15 protein-coding genes and 1 pseudogene are annotated in these 17,058 nt (G+C 73.2%); 2 read left to right on the top strand and 14 right to left on the bottom strand.

Translation table 11 applies throughout. From position 1 onward, the window contains the following. Positions 1-16: 16 nt before the first annotated feature. Positions 17-1,321 carry a histidinol dehydrogenase gene (gene hisD / locus QFZ62_RS00675; protein ID WP_307507638.1) on the bottom strand — a complete coding sequence of 435 codons (1,305 nt, stop codon included), beginning with the start codon at positions 1,319-1,321 and terminating at the stop codon, positions 17-19. Positions 1,322-1,381: 60 nt separating this feature from the next. On the opposite strand from hisD, the gene QFZ62_RS00670 reads away from it, so the two are divergent. Beyond that, complete coding sequence (locus QFZ62_RS00670) at positions 1,382-1,897, top strand: flavin reductase family protein (RefSeq protein ID WP_307500855.1); 516 nt, start codon at positions 1,382-1,384, stop codon at positions 1,895-1,897. Between the two features lie 25 nt (positions 1,898-1,922). On the opposite strand, the gene dnaE is transcribed toward QFZ62_RS00670, so the two are convergent. The 8 genes from dnaE to QFZ62_RS00630 form a co-directional block, all read right to left on the bottom strand. Next, on the bottom strand, positions 1,923-5,384 hold the full coding sequence (gene dnaE / locus QFZ62_RS00665) for a DNA polymerase III subunit alpha (RefSeq protein ID WP_373425966.1): 3,462 nt from the start codon (positions 5,382-5,384) through the stop codon (positions 1,923-1,925). A 128-nt stretch (positions 5,385-5,512) separates the two neighbouring features. Next, positions 5,513-6,430: an RluA family pseudouridine synthase gene (locus tag QFZ62_RS00660; RefSeq protein WP_307500853.1), complete on the bottom strand. Its 918-nt coding sequence runs from the start codon at positions 6,428-6,430 to the stop codon at positions 5,513-5,515. 129 nt (positions 6,431-6,559) lie between these two features. Further along, positions 6,560-7,234 (bottom strand): DivIVA domain-containing protein, encoded by a 675-nt coding sequence (locus QFZ62_RS00655; RefSeq protein WP_307500852.1) that lies wholly within the window; start codon positions 7,232-7,234, stop codon positions 6,560-6,562. A 139-nt stretch (positions 7,235-7,373) separates the two neighbouring features. Then, entirely contained in the window at positions 7,374-7,673 is a 300-nt protein-coding gene (locus QFZ62_RS00650) for a YggT family protein (protein ID WP_307500851.1), read from the bottom strand. A 69-nt stretch (positions 7,674-7,742) separates the two neighbouring features. Next, complete coding sequence (locus QFZ62_RS00645) at positions 7,743-8,240, bottom strand: cell division protein SepF (RefSeq protein WP_307500850.1); 498 nt, start codon at positions 8,238-8,240, stop codon at positions 7,743-7,745. 47 nt (positions 8,241-8,287) lie between these two features. Next, positions 8,288-9,019, bottom strand: coding sequence for a YggS family pyridoxal phosphate-dependent enzyme (locus tag QFZ62_RS00640; protein WP_307500849.1), 732 nt, complete (start codon positions 9,017-9,019; stop codon positions 8,288-8,290). After that, positions 9,016-10,149, bottom strand: a complete 1,134-nt coding sequence (ftsZ, locus tag QFZ62_RS00635; protein WP_307500848.1) for a cell division protein FtsZ — start codon at positions 10,147-10,149, stop codon at positions 9,016-9,018. Before ftsZ ends, QFZ62_RS00640 begins: the two co-directional genes overlap by 4 nt. 167 nt (positions 10,150-10,316) lie before the next feature. Continuing rightward, positions 10,317-10,541: a cell division protein FtsQ/DivIB gene (locus QFZ62_RS00630; protein WP_307500847.1), complete on the bottom strand. Its 225-nt coding sequence runs from the start codon at positions 10,539-10,541 to the stop codon at positions 10,317-10,319. 80 nt (positions 10,542-10,621) lie between these two features. Here QFZ62_RS00630 and QFZ62_RS00625 point away from each other — a divergent pair, with 80 nt between their 5' ends. Then, positions 10,622-10,753, top strand: coding sequence for a hypothetical protein (locus tag QFZ62_RS00625; RefSeq protein ID WP_307500846.1), 132 nt, complete (start codon positions 10,622-10,624; stop codon positions 10,751-10,753). A gap of 5 nt (positions 10,754-10,758) precedes the next feature. Here the strand turns inward: QFZ62_RS00625 and QFZ62_RS00620 are convergent. The 5 genes and pseudogenes from QFZ62_RS00620 to murD all read right to left on the bottom strand — a co-directional run. Further along, positions 10,759-10,866, bottom strand: a pseudogene (locus QFZ62_RS00620) (cell division protein FtsQ); the annotation flags it as partial. Positions 10,867-11,684: 818 nt separating this feature from the next. Then, a complete protein-coding gene (murC, locus tag QFZ62_RS00615; protein ID WP_307500845.1) occupies positions 11,685-13,124 on the bottom strand; it encodes a UDP-N-acetylmuramate--L-alanine ligase in 1,440 nt (479 codons plus the stop codon). A 42-nt stretch (positions 13,125-13,166) separates the two neighbouring features. Further along, positions 13,167-14,267, bottom strand: a complete 1,101-nt coding sequence (gene murG, locus QFZ62_RS00610; RefSeq protein WP_307500844.1) for an undecaprenyldiphospho-muramoylpentapeptide beta-N-acetylglucosaminyltransferase — start codon at positions 14,265-14,267, stop codon at positions 13,167-13,169. Next, positions 14,264-15,553 (bottom strand): putative lipid II flippase FtsW, encoded by a 1,290-nt coding sequence (ftsW, locus tag QFZ62_RS00605; protein WP_373425926.1) that lies wholly within the window; start codon positions 15,551-15,553, stop codon positions 14,264-14,266. Before ftsW ends, murG begins: the two co-directional genes overlap by 4 nt. Further along, positions 15,510-17,057 (bottom strand): UDP-N-acetylmuramoyl-L-alanine--D-glutamate ligase, encoded by a 1,548-nt coding sequence (murD, locus tag QFZ62_RS00600; RefSeq protein ID WP_307500842.1) that lies wholly within the window; start codon positions 17,055-17,057, stop codon positions 15,510-15,512. The genes ftsW and murD overlap by 44 nt, the downstream gene beginning before the upstream one ends. Between the last annotated feature and the right edge of the window lies 1 nt (position 17,058).

Genomic DNA, 17,058 nt, shown 5'->3' with positions numbered 1-17,058 from the left:
GTGTGGCCAGGATACGTCAGCGCGCGAGACGCGCCGTCACCGCGTCGCCGTGCGCCGGGAGGTCCTCGGCGCGGCTGAGCGCGACGATCATCGGCTCGGCCTCGCGGAGCGCGTCGGCGTCGTAGCGCACCACCTGCTGCGGACGGAGGAAGGTGTACGCGCCGAGACCCGATCCGAAGCGTGCCTGGCCGCCCGTGGGGAGCACGTGGTTGGATCCGGCGAGGTAGTCGCCGAGGCTCACGGGCGAGTGCGGACCGAGGAAGATCGCGCCCGCGCTGTGCAGGTGCGCGAGCAGGGCGTCCGGGTCGACGGTCTGCACCGACAGGTGCTCGGGGCCGTAGGCGTCGCTGTAGCGCGCGGCGGTCTCGAGGTCGTCGACCACGAGGATCGCCGACTGGGGCCCGGTGAGCGCCTGGGTCGCCCGTGCGGAGTGCGCGGTGGACGCGGCCAGCGCCTCGACCTCGGCGTCGACCGCGCGGGCGAGCCCGGGCGAGTCGGTGACGAGGACCGACGCCGCCATCTCGTCGTGCTCGGCCTGGCTGACGAGGTCCGCCGCGACGAGCCGGGCGTCGGCCTGCGCGTCGGCGATGAGGAGGATCTCGGTCGTCCCGGCCTCCGAGTCGATGCCCGTGACGCCGCGCACGACGCGCTTCGCCGCGGCGACGTAGATGTTGCCGGGGCCCGTGACGACGTCGACGGGCTCGAGACCGAGGTCCGGGACGCCGTGGGCGAAGGCGCCGATGGCCCCCGCGCCGCCCATGGCGTACACCTCGTCGACCCCGAGGAGGCCGGCGGCACCGAGGATGACGGGGTGCACGGACCCGCCGTGCGCGGCCTGCGCGGGCGAGGCGAGCGCGATGGACGCGACGCCGGCGACCTGCGCGGCGACCACGTTCATCACGACGCTGGACGGGTAGACGGCCTTGCCGCCGGGCACGTAGAGGCCGACGCGGCGGACGGGCTGCCACCGCTGCACGATGGTGCCGCCGGGGACGACCGTGGTCGTGATCTCGGGCGGGACCTGCGCGGCGGATCCCAGCCGGACGCGGCGGATGGCCTCCTCGAGCGCCGCGCGGACGGCCGGGTCGAGGGCCTCGACGGCCGCGGCGATGGCGTCGGCGGGGACGCGCAGGGACGTCGGGCGCACGCGGTCGAGTCGCTCCGCCTGGTCGAGGAGCGCGGCGCTCCCCCGGGTGCGCACGTCCTCGACGAGCTCGCGGGCCACGTCGAGCGCGACGGCGACGTCGGTGACCGGACGCGGGAGGAGGTCGAGCAGGTCGGCGGTGCTGGGCGTGGTGCCGCGGAGGTCCTGGATGCGCATCATGACTCCGGAAGTCTACCGAGCGGGCGCCTGGGGGATCCGGCGGCTAGCGTCTCCGGCATGGACGCGCATCCCGTCACCACCCTCGCCGAGGCCCCCGGGCAGGCCGCCTTCCGCGCGGCGTTCCGACGCCATGCCGCGGGCGTCGCGGTCGTCACGACGCGGGACGCCTCCGGCTCCCCCGTCGGGTTCACGGCGACCTCGCTCGCCTCCGTCTCGGCGGATCCGCCGCTCGCGAGCTTCAGCCTCGCGCGCACCGCGTCGAGCGCGGCGGCCCTGGCGGTCGCCGAGCACGTCGCCATCCACGTGCTGGGCGCGCGCGACCGGCACCTCGCGGAGCGGCTCAGCGGCCCGGCGGCCGAGCGCTTCGCCGGCGACCACTGGTCCCCCGGCCCGCACGGCCTGCCCGTGCTCGCGGGCGGCACGGCGCTCCTCGTCGCCCGGATCGTCGAGCGCGTGCACGTGCACGACGCGATCCTGGTGGTCGTGCGCGTCGAGGACGGCGGCCCCGGCGCGGACGACGACCCGCTCGTGTACCACGCGCGGCGCTACCTGCGTCCGGGCGCCGACGCCTGACGGCCGGCAGCCGCGGCGGGACGGGTCAGCCCAGGCAGTTCGGGCCGAGCAGCGACTTGAGCTCGCCGTAGAGGTCGGCGCTCACCGTGACCGGGAACGGGATCTCGAAGACCCGCCCGCTCTCGCCCTTCACGAGCTGGAGCCGCACCTCCGTGTCGCCCGCATGGCGGATCAGCACGTCGTTGAGCCCCATGACCGTCTCGGTCGTGGCGCGGCTCTCGGCGAGGCTGATGAGGAGCGGGCCCGAGCCGAGGCTCTGGCCGAGGTCGGGCTGGAACATCGAGAACGCGTGGATGTTCATGCCGTCGTCCCGCGTCGACACCCGGCCGCGGATCACCACGACGGTGTCGCCCTGCAGGGCCGGCGCGAACTCCTGGTACGCCTTGCCCATGAACATGCAGGTGATCTCGCCGCCGAAGTCCTCGAGCTGCACCATGCCGTACTGGTTGCCGGAGTTGCGGGCCGTGCGGTGCTGCACGCTCGTGAGGAGGCCCGCGAGCGTCACCGTCTCGCCGTCCATCGACGCGTCGGTCGCCAGCAGCTCGGCGATCCCCGTGGACGCGAGCTTCGCCAGCGGGATCTCGAGCCCGGCCAGCGGGTGGTCCGAGACGTAGAGGCCGAGCATCTCCCGCTCGAACGCGAGCTTGTCGCGCTTCGCCCACTCGGGCCGCTCGGGCACCCTGCGCGCGTGCTGCGGCTCGTCCCAGAGGCTGTCGAAGTCGAAGCCGACCTGGCCGTTCATGGCCGCGCGCTTGTCGCTCACGGAGGCGTCGATCATGCCCTCGTGCACCTCGAGCAGCGCGCGGCGGGTGTCGCCGAGCGAGTCGAACGCGCCGGCCTTGATGAGCGACTCGACCGTGCGCTTGTTGGCGACGGGCAGCGGCACCTTCTTGAGGAAGTCGTCGAACGACTCGAACGCGCCCTGCTCGGTGCGGGCGCCGCGGAGCGCCTCCACCACGTTGGCGCCGACGTTCCGCACGGCGCCGAGGCCGAACCGGATGTCGGATCCGGCTGCCGCGAAAAACCCGATGGACTCGTTGACGTCGGGGGGCAGCACCTTGATCCCCATGCGGCGGCACTCGTTGAGGTAGAGCGCCATCTTGTCCTTGGAGTCGCCGACGCTCGTGAGGAGCGCGGCCATGTACTCGGCCGGGTAGTGCGCCTTGAGGTACGCGGTCCAGTAGGACACGACGCCGTACGCCGCGGAGTGCGCCTTGTTGAACGCGTAGTCCGAGAACGGCAGCAGGATGTCCCAGAGCGCCTTCACCGCGGCCATGGAGTAGCCGTTGTCGAGCATGCCCTGCGAGAAGCCGGCGAACTGCTTGTCGAGCTCCGACTTCTTCTTCTTGCCCATGGCGCGGCGGAGGAGGTCGGCCTGCGCGAGCGTGAAGCCCGCGAGCTTCTGCGCGACCGACATCACCTGCTCCTGGTACACGATGAGGCCGTGCGTGGTGCCGAGCACCTCGCGGAGCGGCTCCTCGAGCTCCGGGTGGATGGGCGTGATCTCCTGCAGCCCGTTCTTCCGCAGCGCGTAGTTCGTGTGGGAGTTGGCGCCCATGGGGCCCGGTCGGTACAGCGCGATGACGGCCGAGATGTCCTCGAAGTTGTCCGGCTTCATCATGCGCAGGAGCGAGCGCATGGGGCCGCCGTCGAGCTGGAAGACGCCGAGGGTGTCGCCGCGGGCCAGGAGGTCGTACGCGCCCTGGTCGTCGAGGCCGAGGTCCTCGAGCACGAGCTTCTCGCCGCGGTTCGACTCGATGTTGTTGAGCGCGTCGTCGATGATCGTGAGGTTCCGCAGCCCCAGGAAGTCCATCTTGATGAGGCCGAGCGACTCGCACGCGGGGTAGTCGAACTGCGTGACGATCTGGCCGTCCTGCTCCCGCTTCATGATCGGGATGATGTCGATGAGCGGCTCGCTCGACATGATGACGCCGGCCGCGTGCACGCCCCACTGGCGCTTGAGGTTCTCGATGCCCTGCGCGGTCTCGAAGACCTTCTGCGCCTCGGGGTCCATCGCGAGCACCTCGCGGAAGTCTCCGGCCTCGCGGTAGCGCGGGTGGTCGGTGTCGAGGATGCCGGAGAGCGGGATGTCCTTGCCCATGATGGCGGGCGGCATGGCCTTCGTGAGCTTGTCGCCCATGGAGAAGGGGTAGCCCAGCACGCGGCTGGAGTCCTTGAGCGCCTGCTTGGCCTTGATGGTGCCGTAGGTGACGATCTGCGCCACGCGCTCGTCGCCGTACTTGTCGGTCACGTACCGGATGACCTCGCCGCGGCGACGGTCGTCGAAGTCGACGTCGAAGTCGGGCATGGAGACGCGGTCCGGGTTGAGGAACCGCTCGAAGAGGAGGCCGTGCTGCAGCGGGTCGAGGTCGGTGATCCCCATGGCGTAGGCGACCATCGACCCGGCGCCGGATCCGCGGCCGGGGCCCACGCGGATCCCGTTCTCCCGGGACCAGGCGATGAAGTCCGCGACGACGAGGAAGTACCCCGGGAACCCCATCTGCGCGATGACGCCGACCTCGTAGTCCGCGCGCTTCCGCACGTCGTCCGAGAAGCCGCGCGGGTAGCGCCGGACGAGGCCGCGCTCGACCTCCTTCACGAACCAGGTCTGCTCGCTCTCGCCCTCGGGCACGGGGTACCGCGGCATGTAGTTCGCGGACTCGTTGAACTGCACGTCGCACCGCTCGGCGATGAGGAGCGTGTTGTCGCACGCGTCCTCGTGGTCGCGGAAGAGGTGCCGCATCTGCTGCGCGGTCTTCAGGTAGAACTCGTCGGCGTCGAACTTGAACCGGTTGGGGTCGTCGAGCGTGGTGCCGGACTGGACGCAGAGGAGCGCCGCGTGGCTCGTCGCGTCGTGCTCGTGCGTGTAGTGCAGGTCGTTCGTGGCGACGAGCGGGAGGTCGAGGTCCTTCGCGAGGCGGAGGAGGTCGCTCATGATCCGGCGCTCGATGCCGAGGCCGTGGTCCATGATCTCGCAGAAGTAGTTGCCCGCCCCGAAGATGTCCCGGAAGTCGCTCGCGGCCTTCACGGCCTCGTCGTACTGGCCGAGGCGGAGCCGGGTCTGCACCTCGCCCGACGGGCAGCCCGTCGTGGCGATGAGGCCCTTCGCGTACGTGCTGAGCAGCTCGCGGTCCATGCGGGGCTTGAAGTAGTAGCCCTCGAGCGAGGCGCGCGACGACAGGCGGAAGAGGTTGTGCATGCCCTCCGTGGTCTCGGCGAGCATCGTGAGGTGCGTGTAGGCGCCGGATCCGGAGACGTCGTCCTGGCCGCCGTTGCCCCAGCGGATGCGCGTGCGGTCGCCGCGGTGCGTGCCGGGCGTGATGTACGCCTCGGTGCCGATGATGGGCTTCACGCCCGCGTTCTTCGCCTGCTTCCAGAAGTCGAACGCGCCGAACACGTTGCCGTGGTCGGTGATCGCGACGGCCGGCATCCTCTGCTCGGCCGCCGCCTGCACGAGCGGGCCGACGCGGGCGGCTCCGTCGAGCATCGAGTACTCGCTGTGGACGTGGAGGTGGACGAACGAGTCGTTGCGGGGCACGGGTCTCTTCTGCTGGTGGTGTCGAGGGTGTGGCCATCATAGGCAGGCTCCGCGGGGGCCCGCGGGCGTGTCGCGCGTCAGTCGCGGAGGACGTCGAGGGCGTGCTGCAGGTCGGCCGGGTAGGAGCTCGAGAAGGACGCGCGGTCACCCGTGGCGGGGTGCGTGATCTCGAGCCGCATCGCATGCAGCCACTGCCGGTGGAGGTCGAGCTGCGCGGAGAGCGTGGGGTCGGCGCCGTACATGGCGTCGCCCACGCAGGGGTGGCGCTGCGCCGCCATGTGCACGCGGATCTGGTGGGTGCGGCCGGTCTCCAGGTGCACCTCGAGCAGCGCCGCGCGCCGGAAGGCCTCGAGCGTCTCGTAGTGCGTGACCGACGCCTTGCCGTCCGCCGTGACCGCGAACTTCCAGTCGCTCCGGGGGTGCCGGCCGATGGGCGCGTCGATGGTGCCGGCGAGCGGGTCCGGGTGGCCCTGGACCACCGCGTGGTAGACCTTCTCGACCTCCCGGTCGTGGAACTGGCGCTTCAGCTCCGTGTAGGCGCGCTCCGTCTTGGCCACCACCATGAGCCCGCTCGTGCCCGCGTCGAGGCGGTGCACGATGCCCTGGCGCTCCTCGGCGCCCGACGTGCTGAGGCGGAACCCGGCGGCGGCCAGCGCGCCGAGCACGGTCGGCCCCGTCCAGCCGACGCTGGGGTGCGCGGCGACGCCGACCGGCTTGTCGACCACGACGATGTCGTCGTCGTCGTGCACGATCCCGAGGTCGGGCACCGCGAGCGGCACGACCGACGGCTCCCGCTTGGGCTGCCAGCTCACGGCGAGCATGGATCCGCCGACGAGCCGGTCGGACTTGCCGGCCTCCCGGCCGTCCTGCGTCACGCCGCCCGACTCCGCCACCTCGGCCGCGAAGCTGCGGGAGAAGCCGAGGAGGCGGGCGAGGCCCGCGTCGACGCGCTGCCCGTCGAGCCCGTCGGGGACGGGGAGGGTGCGGTGCTCCATCGGGGACCTCTTCCGGTGCGGGGGCGGTCGGGCGCGGCGGCGCCCGGGAGAACGACGACGGCGACGCGGGACCCCGTGGCTCCTCGGAGCCGGGTCCCGCGTCGCCGTCAGGCGAGCGGGTGGTGCGTGCTAGCTGCCGAACGAGGCGGTGGCGGGCGCCTCGCTGGAACCGGAGGCGTCGAGCTCGCGGAGCTGGCCCTCGATGTAGCCCTTGAGCTTCGTGCGGTACTCGCGCTCGAACGTGCGGAGCTCGTCGATGCGTCCCTCGAGGACCTGGCGCTCCTTCTCGAGGACGGCGGTCTTCGAGCGCTGCTCGGCCTCGGCCTCGGCGGCGATGCGCGCGGCGGTGGCGTGCGCCTCGGCGACGAGCGCGTCGCGCTTCTCGATGCCCTCGCGGACGTGCTCCTCGTGGAGCTTGCGGGCGAGCTTGAGGAGGCTGCTGGTGCTGGAGGTCTCCTCGTCGTCGTCGTCCGAGGAGACGACGGGGGCCGAGGCGACGGGGGCCTGCGCGACGACGGGGGCCGGAACGGGCTCGGGCTCGGGGGTCGGCTCGGGCTCGGCGACGACGGGGGCCTGCTCGACCGCGGCGGGCGCGGGAGCGGGGGTGTCGATGACCGAGGTCGCGGCCGGGGCGGAGTCGCCCGAGCTGAGGCGCTGGCGCAGCTCCTCGTTCTCCTGGTGGAGGCGGCGCAGCTCGACGACCACCTCGTCCAGGAAGTCGTCGACCTCGTCCTGGTCGTATCCCTCGCGGAACTTGGTCGGCTGGAAACGCTTGTTGACGACGTCTTCAGGAGTGAGAGCCATGGCCTGCCACCTCTTTTGTGCGTAGAGCGGGGTCCGCCGGAGCGGACGGGGATTCGGGACAACGTGCGACCCAACGCTATCAGCGGATCGCATGGCTCCGGGGACCGGAACGCGGATCGACGGATGCGCCAGGCGGGCGTCAGCGCATGAGGCCGCTCGCGACGTTGAACAGGATGATCGCCACGAGCATCGTGATCATCCAGCCGAAGTCGAGCGCGACCGGACCGAGGCGCAGCGGCGGGATGAGGCGGCGGACGAAGCCGATGGGCGGGTCGGTGACCGTGTACGACGCCTCCGCCACGATGAGCATCGCGCCGCGCGGACGCCACTGCCGGGACAGCGACTGCACCAGGTCGAGGACGAACCGGCCCCACATGCAGACGATGAACGCGAGGAGGGCGAACCACAGGACGGTGGCGACGATGTTGACGATGATCACACCGACAAGTATGGCGGGCGCCGATGGGAGAACCCGTCGGCGCCCGCCATCACGCGGGGCGTGCTCGGATCAGCGTCCGAAGAAGGAGGCCTCGACCTCGGCCTCGGTGGCCGACTGCTCGCCGGAGATCGCGACGTGCGACGGCGACAGCAGGAAGACCTTGGCGGTGACGCGCTCGATCTTGCCGTAGAGGCCGATGGAGAGGCCGCTCGCGAAGTCGATGAGGCGGCGTGCGTCGTCGTCCGTCATCTGCGACAGGTTGATGATGACCGGGACGCCCTCGCGGAAGTTCTCGGCGATGACCTGGGCGTCCTTGTAGGCCTTGGGGTGGACGGTGAGGATCTCGTTCATTTCAGCCGGCGCCGCATTCCTTGTGGTGGTCGAGCTCTTGTGCAGGGGGGTCACGGGTGCGCGCTTCGCCTGCTGCTGCTGGGGAGCGGGGGCGGGCGCCGGGACGGCCTGGACGGGCGACTGCTGCGGCTGCGCGGGCTGCTGCTGCTGCGGGTAGTCGAGCTCCTCGTCGGCGAGTCCCAGGTACACCATGGTCTTGCGAAGTGGGTTGGCCATCATTCCTCTTTCCGGGTCGGCCTCCGAACCGGACCGCACTCCCGACATTAAGGGCCGCCGGGTCGCTTTCCCGTGATTGCCGACCCGATCCGAAGGTGTGTCGCGCCCTCGAGCAGCGCCTCGCGGAGGTCGCCCGACATGCCCGCCGAGATCGCGCCCGCCTGGGGCAGGATGCGGCGCACGTCGTCGGAGATGCCGCGCAGGCGCGCGAACGCCCGACGCGGCTCGCCGTCGTCGGGTGCGACCGCCATGACGCCGAGGACGCGGATCCCCGCCGCGGCTGCCGCGTGCTCCGCGAGGGCCTCCGCCTCCTCGGGGCGCACGCCGCCGCGCGCCGGGTCCTCGGTGAGGTTGACCTGCAGGAAGACGCGGGTCTCCTCGTCGTCGGAGGACAGGGCGTCCACGAGGGACGGGCGGTCGACCGAGTGGATCGCCGACGCGTAGCGCCGCACCTGGCGCGCCTTCTTGCCCTGGAGCTGGCCGACGAAGTGCCAGGCGACACCCCGGCCGTCGAGCTCGGCGGCCTTCCCCTGCGCCTCCTGGTGGCGGCTCTCGCCGAGGTCGCGCACGCCGAGGTCGACGAGCGCGCGGAGGAGCGACACGGGCTGGAACTTGGTGACGACGATCGTCGTCACCTCCTCCGGGCGACGGCCGGCCTCGCGGATCCCGTCGGCGATGTCCGCCTGCACGGACGCCCACCGCTCGGCGAGTCCCGGGTGGGCGTCGTCGGGGTGGGCACCGGACGCCGGGGCGCCGCCTGCCAGCGGGGCGTCCGTCACTTCAGGAAGTCGGGGATGTCCAGGTCGTCGCCGTCGTCCTCGAACGTCGGGTCGCTCGCCGGGACGGACGCGACGGGCGCCTCCGCCTGGGGACGCGCGGGCGCGGCGGCCTCGGGAGCGGCGACCGCTCCCCCGCCGGCGGCGACGAAGCCGCTGCGGCGGTTCTCGACCTTGGACGCCGGCTCGCCGCCGTCGAACCCGGCGGCGATGACGGTGACGCGCACCTCGTCGCCGAGGGTGTCGTCGATGACCGCGCCGAAGATGATGTTCGCCTCGGGGTGCACGGCCTCCTGCACGAGCTTGGCCGCGTCGTTGATCTCGAAGATGCCGAGGTTCGAACCGCCCTGGATGGAGAGGAGCACGCCGTGCGCGCCCTCGATGCTCGCCTCGAGCAGGGGCGACGCGACCGCGAGCTCGGCGGCCTTGATGGAGCGGTCGGCGCCGCGCGAGGAGCCGATGCCCATGAGGGCGGATCCGGCGCCCTGCATGACCGACTTGACGTCGGCGAAGTCGAGGTTGATGAGGCCCGGGGTGGTGATGAGGTCGGTGATGCCCTGGACGCCCGCGAGGAGCACCTGGTCGGCGGTCGCGAAGGCCTCGAGCATGCTGATGCCGCGGTCGCTGATCTCCAGCAGGCGGTCGTTCGGGACGACGATGAGCGTGTCGACCTCGTTCTTCAGCGTCGCGACGCCGAGCTCAGCCTGCGCCGAGCGGCGCTTGCCCTCGAAGCCGAACGGCTTCGTGACGACGCCGATGGTGAGCGCGCCGATCGACTTGGCGATGCGGGCCACGACGGGCGCGCCGCCGGTGCCGGTGCCGCCGCCCTCGCCCGCGGTGACGAAGACCATGTCGGCGCCCGCGAGGGCCTCCTCGATCTCCTCCGCGTGGTCCTCGGCGGCGCGACGGCCGACCTCGGGGTCGGCGCCCGCGCCGAGGCCGCGGGTGATCTCGCGGCCGACGTCGAGCTTCACGTCGGCGTCGCTCATGAGGAGCGCCTGCGCGTCGGTGTTGATCGCGATGAACTCCACGCCCCGCAGACCGAGCTCGATCATGCGGTTGACGGCGTTCACGCCGCCACCGCCGATGCCGACGACCTTGATGACGGCGAGGTAGTTCTGGTTGTTCGACACGACGGGCCTCCGCTAGAACCTTCGACCTCCGGTGGAGGCTTAGAGTTTACTCAGTATGCATTTCCTGATCCCGACGTTAGGGGGCCCGGGGTCGGTGCGACGACTCCCGTGCCGCGTGTCGCGAAGCCGGGTCGGATCCGGGGCGGGCGCGACGGGATGGAGCGGGATCAGGGTCCGGCGACGGGAGCGTCCGGGGCGGAGACGTCGTACGAGCCCACGTCGCCGCGGGCCTTCACGAGCGCCTGCAGGACCTGCGCCTTGTCGGCCGACCGCTCGCCGCTCCCCCACAGCACCCTCTTGCCGCTGCGGAGCGTGAGCATGACGTCGTCGGTGGTGTTCGCCTCGATGGAGTCGACCTGCGGCAGGAAGTCCCCCGGGAGCGCGACGAGCACGGCGGCGGCCGCCTGGAACCGGGGGCTGGAGAAGTCGGCGCTCGGCAGGTCGATGAGCTGGGTAGCCGTCCGGGCGGGCCGTGGCGCGCTCGATCGTGACGCCCGCGGGATCCACGAGGTCGAACCCGGCGCCCGACTGGATGACGGCGACGGGCGTGCGCTCGACGATGCGGATCACGAGGGTCGACGGCGGGCGGCTCTCGGTGCTGTAGCTGCGGATCAGGGGGAAGGCGCGGAGCTCATCGCCCACGCGGTCGAGGTCCACGAGCGGCAGCGGCGTGCCCACCTGGTCCGACAGCGCGGCCTGGATGCTCGAGGGAGACACGCGGTCGGCGCCCTCGACCTCGACGGTGCGCAGCGCCAGGAGGGGCGAGTAGACCGCGACGCCCACGACGATCGCGAGCACGAGGAACGCACCGAGCGCGCCGAGCAGGCCCGCGCGACGACGGCGGGCGCGCTGCGTGAAGCGGCGCACCTCCTGGCGCTCGTACCGCTGGCGCTCGCGACGGGCGCGCCGCAGCTGACGACGCGCCTCGGCGTCGCCCGTGGCGGCGCTCGCGGGACGGGCCGGACGGTGCGCGCGCGGTGCGGGCTCGCCCTCGGCCCGGGCGCGGCGCCTCAGCGGCTTCGCGCCGGCCGCGGCGGAGGTGCCCGACGCGGCACCGCGGGCGCGCGCACCGAACCGGCCGACCAGGCCGCCCGCGCCCGGCGCAGCGGGCTCGCGCCCGGTGCGCGGGACGGGCGGGGCCTCGACGGGCGCCTGCGCGAGGTGCGGGAGGACGATCGGCTCGGTGTCGGGCTCGTCGTCGTCGCGCCAGTCCGCGCGCGGGCGCGGCGGCGCGGGCGGGGGCCCGGACGCGGGCGCGCCCGACGTCCGCGCGGCGCCCGTGCTCGGCGCCGGCGGCGGGGTCACCGGACGTGCGGACGCGGGACGCGGGGTGGCCGGGCGGGACGGGGACCCCGCGCCCGGGCGCGCCGGGGGCACGCTGGCACCCGCGGGGCCATCCGCGGCGGGCCCGGCGTCGGAAGGCACGGCTGCTCGGGATCCGCGGCGGCGGGCCGCGGGCGCCTCACCGTCCTCCGCGGGGGCGCCGGGGGCGGGCTGCCGCGGGGCCCGGGGCCGGTCGAAGCCCTCGGGCCGCTTCACTCGCGCGGCCGCGGGGACGCGGCGGGTGCGGCCGTCCCGCCGGACGCGACCGGGCGCTCCAGCGCCCCGACGACCTGCGGGATGATGCGGTACACATCGCCGCAGCTGAGGGTCACGACGAAGTCGCCGTCGCGCGCGAGCTCGGCGGCGCGGTCGGCGGCCTCCTGCCAGTCCGGCAGGTAGTCCACGCGGCTCGCGTCGGCGAAGCGCTCGGAGACGAGCGCGCCGGTGACGCCGGGGACCGGGTCCTCGCGGGCGCCGAAGACGTCGAGCACGATGGTGTGGTCGGCGAGCTCCTCGTACACGCGCGCGAAGTCGCCCGCCATCATCTGCGTGCGGCTGTAGAGGTGCGGCTGGTGGACGGCGATGATGCGGCCCGCGCCGACCACGGTGCGCGCGGCCTCGAGCGCGGCGCGGACCTCGGTGGGGTGGTGCGCGTAGTCGTCGTAGACGCTCACGCCGCGGACCTCCGCGTGCAGCTCGAAGCGGCGGCCGGTGCCGGAGAAGCCGGCGAGGCCCGCGATGGCGTCGTCGGGATCCACGCCGAGACCGACGAGGACGGCGTAGGCGCCCGCCGCGTTGATCGCGTTGTGGCGGCCGGGGACGCGGAGCGCGGCGCGGCGGGAGACGCCGTCCTGCGTGAGCGTGAAGGCGACCGGGCCGTCGGTGACGATGTCGGAGATCCGCACGTCCGCCGCGGGGTCCTCGCCGAACGTGACGATGCGTCCCTCGATGCGCTCGGTGACGCGGCGCGCGCCCGGGTCGTCGCTCGAGATCACGACGAGCTCGGAGGCGGCCGAGGCGAAGCGCACGAACGCGTCGTCGAAGGCCTCGTGCGAGCCGTAGTGGTCGAGGTGGTCGGCGTCGACGTTGGTGATGAGCGCCACCGCCGTGTCGTAGAGGAGGAACGAGCCGTCGGACTCGTCGGCCTCCACCACGAAGAGCTCCTCGGAGCCGGGTGCGCTCGAGACCCCGAGCCCGCCGATCACGCCGCCGTTGACGAAGGACGGGTCGCGGCCCGCCTCGAGGAGGGCGGTGACGATCATCCCGGTGGACGTGGTCTTGCCGTGCGCGCCGGCGACCGCGACGAGCCGCTGGCCGGAGATGAGCCAGGCGAGCGCCTGCGACCGGTGCAGGATCGGGAGGCCCCGCTCCTTGGCGAGCACGTACTCGGGGTTGTCCTGCCAGAGCGCGCCGGTGACGACGAGCGCCTCCGCGTCGCCCACGTGGGCGGCGTCGTGTCCGACGTGGATCTCCGCGCCGAGCGCCCGCAGGGCCTCGACCGCGTCGGAGTCGCGGGAGTCGGACCCGGTCACGCGGTGGCCCGCGGCGAGGAACAGCCGGGCGATGCCGCTCATGCCGGACCCGCCGATGCCCACGAAGTGGACGCGCCCGAGCTCGGTCGGGATGTCCATGGTCAGGTCGGGTGCGATCACGTGCGGTCTCCTCGGGAGTGGGGGAAGCGGGGCGGGCGGTGGTCAGCGCCGGGCGCGGGGCCGGGACGGCCGGGCGGCGACGGCGTCGCGCACCAGGTCGGCCATCCGGGCGGCGCCGTCGCGGGTGCCGACGGAGGCGGCGGCGTCGGACATGCGCGCGAGCGCCGCCGGGTCGGACAGGAGCGGCAGGACGCGCGCGAGGACCCAGTCGGGCGTGAAGTCGGCATCGGCCACGACGACGCCGCCGCCGGCCGCGACCACGCCGCGGACGTTGACGGCCTGCTCGCCGTTGCCGACCGGGTACGGCACGTAGACGGCGGGGATGCCCACGGCCGTGAGCTCGGACAGGGCGCCGGCGCCCGCCCGCGAGACGACGAGGTCGGCGGCGGCGATGGCGAGCTCCATCCGGTCGGAGTAGCCGACCACGTGGTAGCGCTCGACGCCGGGGTCGGTGAACTCCTGCGCGCCGCCGACGATGTGGAGGATCTGCGCTCCCGTCGCGGTGATGCGCTCGGCCACCTGCACGACCGTGCGGTTGAGGCTCCGGGCGCCCGTGGAGCCGCCCGTGACGAGGAGGGTCGGGCGGTCGGCGTCGAGGCCGAGCTCGACGCGCGCGACGTCGCGGACGGCCTCCCGGTCGAGGGTCGCGATCTCGCGGCGGAGCGGCATGCCGACCACCTCCGCGTGCGGGAGGACGGTGTCGGGGAACGTGGTGCCGACCGCGGTCGCGACGCGCGCGCCCAGGCGGTTGGCGAGGCCGGGCGACGCGTTCGCCTCGTGCACGACGACGGGGACGCCCGCGCGGCGGGCCGCGAGGTACGCGGGAGCGGCCGCGTAGCCGCCGAAGCCCACGACCACGTCGACATGGCGGTCGGCGATCATGCGCCGGATCTGCGCGACGGCCCGGGCGAACGCCGGCGCGAACGCCACCGCGGCGCGGTCCGGTCGACGCGGGAAGGGCAGCCGCGCGATGGTGAGCAGCTCGTACCCGCGGGCGGGGACGAGGCGGGACTCGAGGCCCTCGCGCGTGCCGAGGACGAGGATCGTCGCCGCAGGCTCGCGCGCGCGCAGCTCGTCGGCCACGGCGAGCAGCGGGTTGACGTGCCCGGCGGTGCCGCCGCCGGCGAGCAGGTAGACGGTCACGAGCGCATCCCGATGACGGCCGGGACCACGTCCGGCGACTCCTCGGTCGTGGGACGCCGGGCGAAGCCGAGCACGATGCCCATCGCCACGAGCGTCGTCACGAGCGACGAGCCGCCCGAGGAGACGAACGGCAGCGGCACCCCGAGCACGGGGAGCAGGTTCAGCACCACGCCGATGTTCACGAAGGCCTGGACGATGATCCAGGTCATGACGGCGCCGGTCGCGACGCGGGCGAAGGTGTCGGTGTTGGCGCGGATCACGCGGATGAAGCCCACGGCCAGCACCACGAAGAGGAGGATGAGCACGATCGCGCCGATGAGGCCGAGCTCCTCGCCGATGATCGCGAAGATGTAGTCGTTGTCGGCCTCGGGCAGCCACATCCACTTGGCCTTCGAGTTGCCGAGTCCCACGCCGAACACGCCGCCCGCGGCCAGCGCGTAGAGGCCGTGCGTCGACTGCCAGCAGCCGCCCGCGTAGTCGCACTGGCCGGTGAGGAACTCGGTCACGCGGCGCATGCGGCTGTCGCTGATGACCGTCATGAGCACGGCCAGGACCGAGCCGATCGTGAGCATGAGCGTGAGCTTGCCGATGGGGATGCCCGCGAAGAAGAGGGCCCCGAGCACGATGCTCGCCATGATGATGACGGTCCCGAGGTCGCCGCCGAGCGCGACCAGGCCGACCGCGCCGCCCGCGACGGGGAGCACGGGGATGAGGATGTGCGGCCAGGTGCGCAGCAGGTGGCGCTTCCGGGCGAGGATGAACGCCAGCCAGATCACGAGGCCCACCTTGATGAGCTCCGCGGGCTGGAAGGTGGTGCCGGCGATGCGGATCCAGCCGATGTTCTCGCCGACCTTGACGCCCATCGGGCCGAACACGAGCAGCTGCACGGCGCACGCCGCGAGCAGCAGCATCCACGCCCAGCGCTTCCAGAACAGGGGCGGGACCAGCGAGACGAGCAGCATGAGCGGCACGCCGATGAGCGCGAACAGGCCCTGCTTGAGGAAGATGCCGAAGAAGCCGCCGCCGGCGACGAACGAGTCGATGCTCGACGACGACAGCACCATTACGAGGCCGAAGACCACGAGGAAGAGCGTCGTGCCGAGGAGCAGGAAGTAGGAGCCGCTCTCCGCGTGGAAGGCGCGGCCGAGGTGGATCCGGGCGGCGAGGCCGCGACGCTGCGTCCCCTCGTCGTCGGTCACCTCGGGCGCGGCGGGGGTGCGCGAGCCGCGGGGGCCCGGCGCGTCAGCCGCGCGAGGGGTCCGCGTCGTTCTCGGGGGCAGTGTCATCCGCCGCACCTCCCAGGTGGTGGTCGACCGCGGCGCGGAATCGGCGCCCGCGGTCGGCGTAGTCGGTGAATTGGTCCATGGATGCCGCTGCCGGTGCCAGCAGGACGGTGTCGCCCTCCCGGGCGGCGCCCGCCGCGAGCCGCACCGCGGACCGCATGACCTCCTCAGTGTCGCTGTCCGTCACCTCGAGGACGGAGACGTCGGGCGCGTGTCGCGCGAATGCCGCGAGCACCTCCGCGCGCTCGGCGCCGATCACGACGGCGGCGCGGAGGCGCGTCGCGTGGGCGCGGATCAGCGCGTCGAGCTCGACCCCCTTGAGGAGCCCGCCGACCACCCAGACGACCGACGGGAAGGCCGCGAGCGACGCGGACGCGGCATGCGGGTTGGTGGCCTTGGAGTCGTCGACGAACGCCACGCCGTCCCGCTCGCCGATCCGCTCGATGCGGTGGCTGTCGAGCTCGAAGCGCAGGAGCGCCTGCCGCACGACCGCGGGCGAGACGCCGTAGGACCGCGCGAGGGCGGCGGCGGCGAGGATGTTCTGCACGATGTGCGGCGCGGCGAGGCCGACGGAGCGGAGCTCGTCGAGCGTCGTCAGCTCGAGCGCCGTGGTGAAGCGCTCCTCGTGGAACGAGCGGTCGACGAGGATCCCCTCCACGATGCCGAGGTCGCTCGCTCCGGGCACGTCCAGTCCGAAGCTGACGGCGCGCGCGCCGTCCTGCACGTCGGCCTCGCGGAGCGCGTCCTCGGTGGCGCGATCGGCGCGGTTGTAGACGCACGCGACGCGGGTGTCGGAGTAGACCCGGCCCTTGGCGGCCGCGTACGCCTTCCGGGAGCCGTGCCACTCGAGGTGGTCGTCCGCGAGGTTGAGGAACGCGCTCGAGTACGGCCGGACACCGCGCATGTAGTGCAGCTGGTGGCTGGAGAGCTCGACCACCAGCACGTCGAAGCCGTCCGGGTGGCGGACGACGTCGAGCACGGGCAGGCCGATGTTGCCGCACGGCACCGCGCGCACGCCGCCCTCCTGCAGGAGCGCGGCCGTGAGCTGCGTGGTGGTGGTCTTGCCGTTGGTGCCGGTGATGGTGATCCACTCGGCCGGCGTGCCCGTCTTGTCGCGCACGCGCCACGCCAGCTCGATGTCGCCCCACAGCGGGATCCCCGCCGCGCTCGCCCACGCGGGCAGCGGGTGCGTCGGCGCGTAGCCGGGCGACACCACGACGAGCTCGGGCGCGAACGCCTCGAGCTCCGCGGGCACGGGCTCCTGCTCGGTGGGGCGCACGAGCCGCCCCCCGATCACGTCGAGCAGCGCCAGCCGCTCGGGCGACGCGTCGGAGGCGACGACGAGCACGTCCGCGCCGAGCTCCACGAGCGTGTCGGCCACCGAGAAGCCCGTGCGCCCGAGGCCGAGGACGGCGACCCGGAGCCCCGTCCAGTCGTCGTGCCAGCTGTGCAGGGAGTCCGGGCGCGCGAGCGCCGGGCCGTCGTCGTCGAGGGGAGCGTCCGTCATC

This window comes from Clavibacter sp. B3I6, assembly GCF_030816895.1.
In the GTDB taxonomy this organism is placed as follows: domain Bacteria; phylum Actinomycetota; class Actinomycetes; order Actinomycetales; family Microbacteriaceae; genus Clavibacter.
The sequence above is the reverse complement of the archived record's forward strand: the minus strand, read 5'-3'. Positions and strand labels throughout refer to the sequence as shown.

What these genes read in the sequence shown, in the direction of transcription:
- hisD (WP_307507638.1), bottom strand. Translation starts at nt 1,321, where the DNA reads ATGCGCATCCAGGACCTCCGCGGCACCACGCCCAGCACCGCCGACCTG.
- QFZ62_RS00670 (WP_307500855.1), top strand. Translation starts at nt 1,382, where the DNA reads ATGGACGCGCATCCCGTCACCACCCTCGCCGAGGCCCCCGGGCAGGCC.
- dnaE (WP_373425966.1), bottom strand. Translation starts at nt 5,384, where the DNA reads ATGCTCGACGGAGCCGCCCGCGTCGGCCCGCTCGTGCAGGCGGCGGCC.
- QFZ62_RS00660 (WP_307500853.1), bottom strand. Translation starts at nt 6,430, where the DNA reads ATGGAGCACCGCACCCTCCCCGTCCCCGACGGGCTCGACGGGCAGCGC.
- QFZ62_RS00655 (WP_307500852.1), bottom strand. Translation starts at nt 7,234, where the DNA reads ATGGCTCTCACTCCTGAAGACGTCGTCAACAAGCGTTTCCAGCCGACC.
- QFZ62_RS00645 (WP_307500850.1), bottom strand. Translation starts at nt 8,240, where the DNA reads ATGGCCAACCCACTTCGCAAGACCATGGTGTACCTGGGACTCGCCGAC.
- ftsW (WP_373425926.1), bottom strand. Translation starts at nt 15,553, where the DNA reads ATGACACTGCCCCCGAGAACGACGCGGACCCCTCGCGCGGCTGACGCG.
- murD (WP_307500842.1), bottom strand. Translation starts at nt 17,057, where the DNA reads ATGACGGACGCTCCCCTCGACGACGACGGCCCGGCGCTCGCGCGCCCG.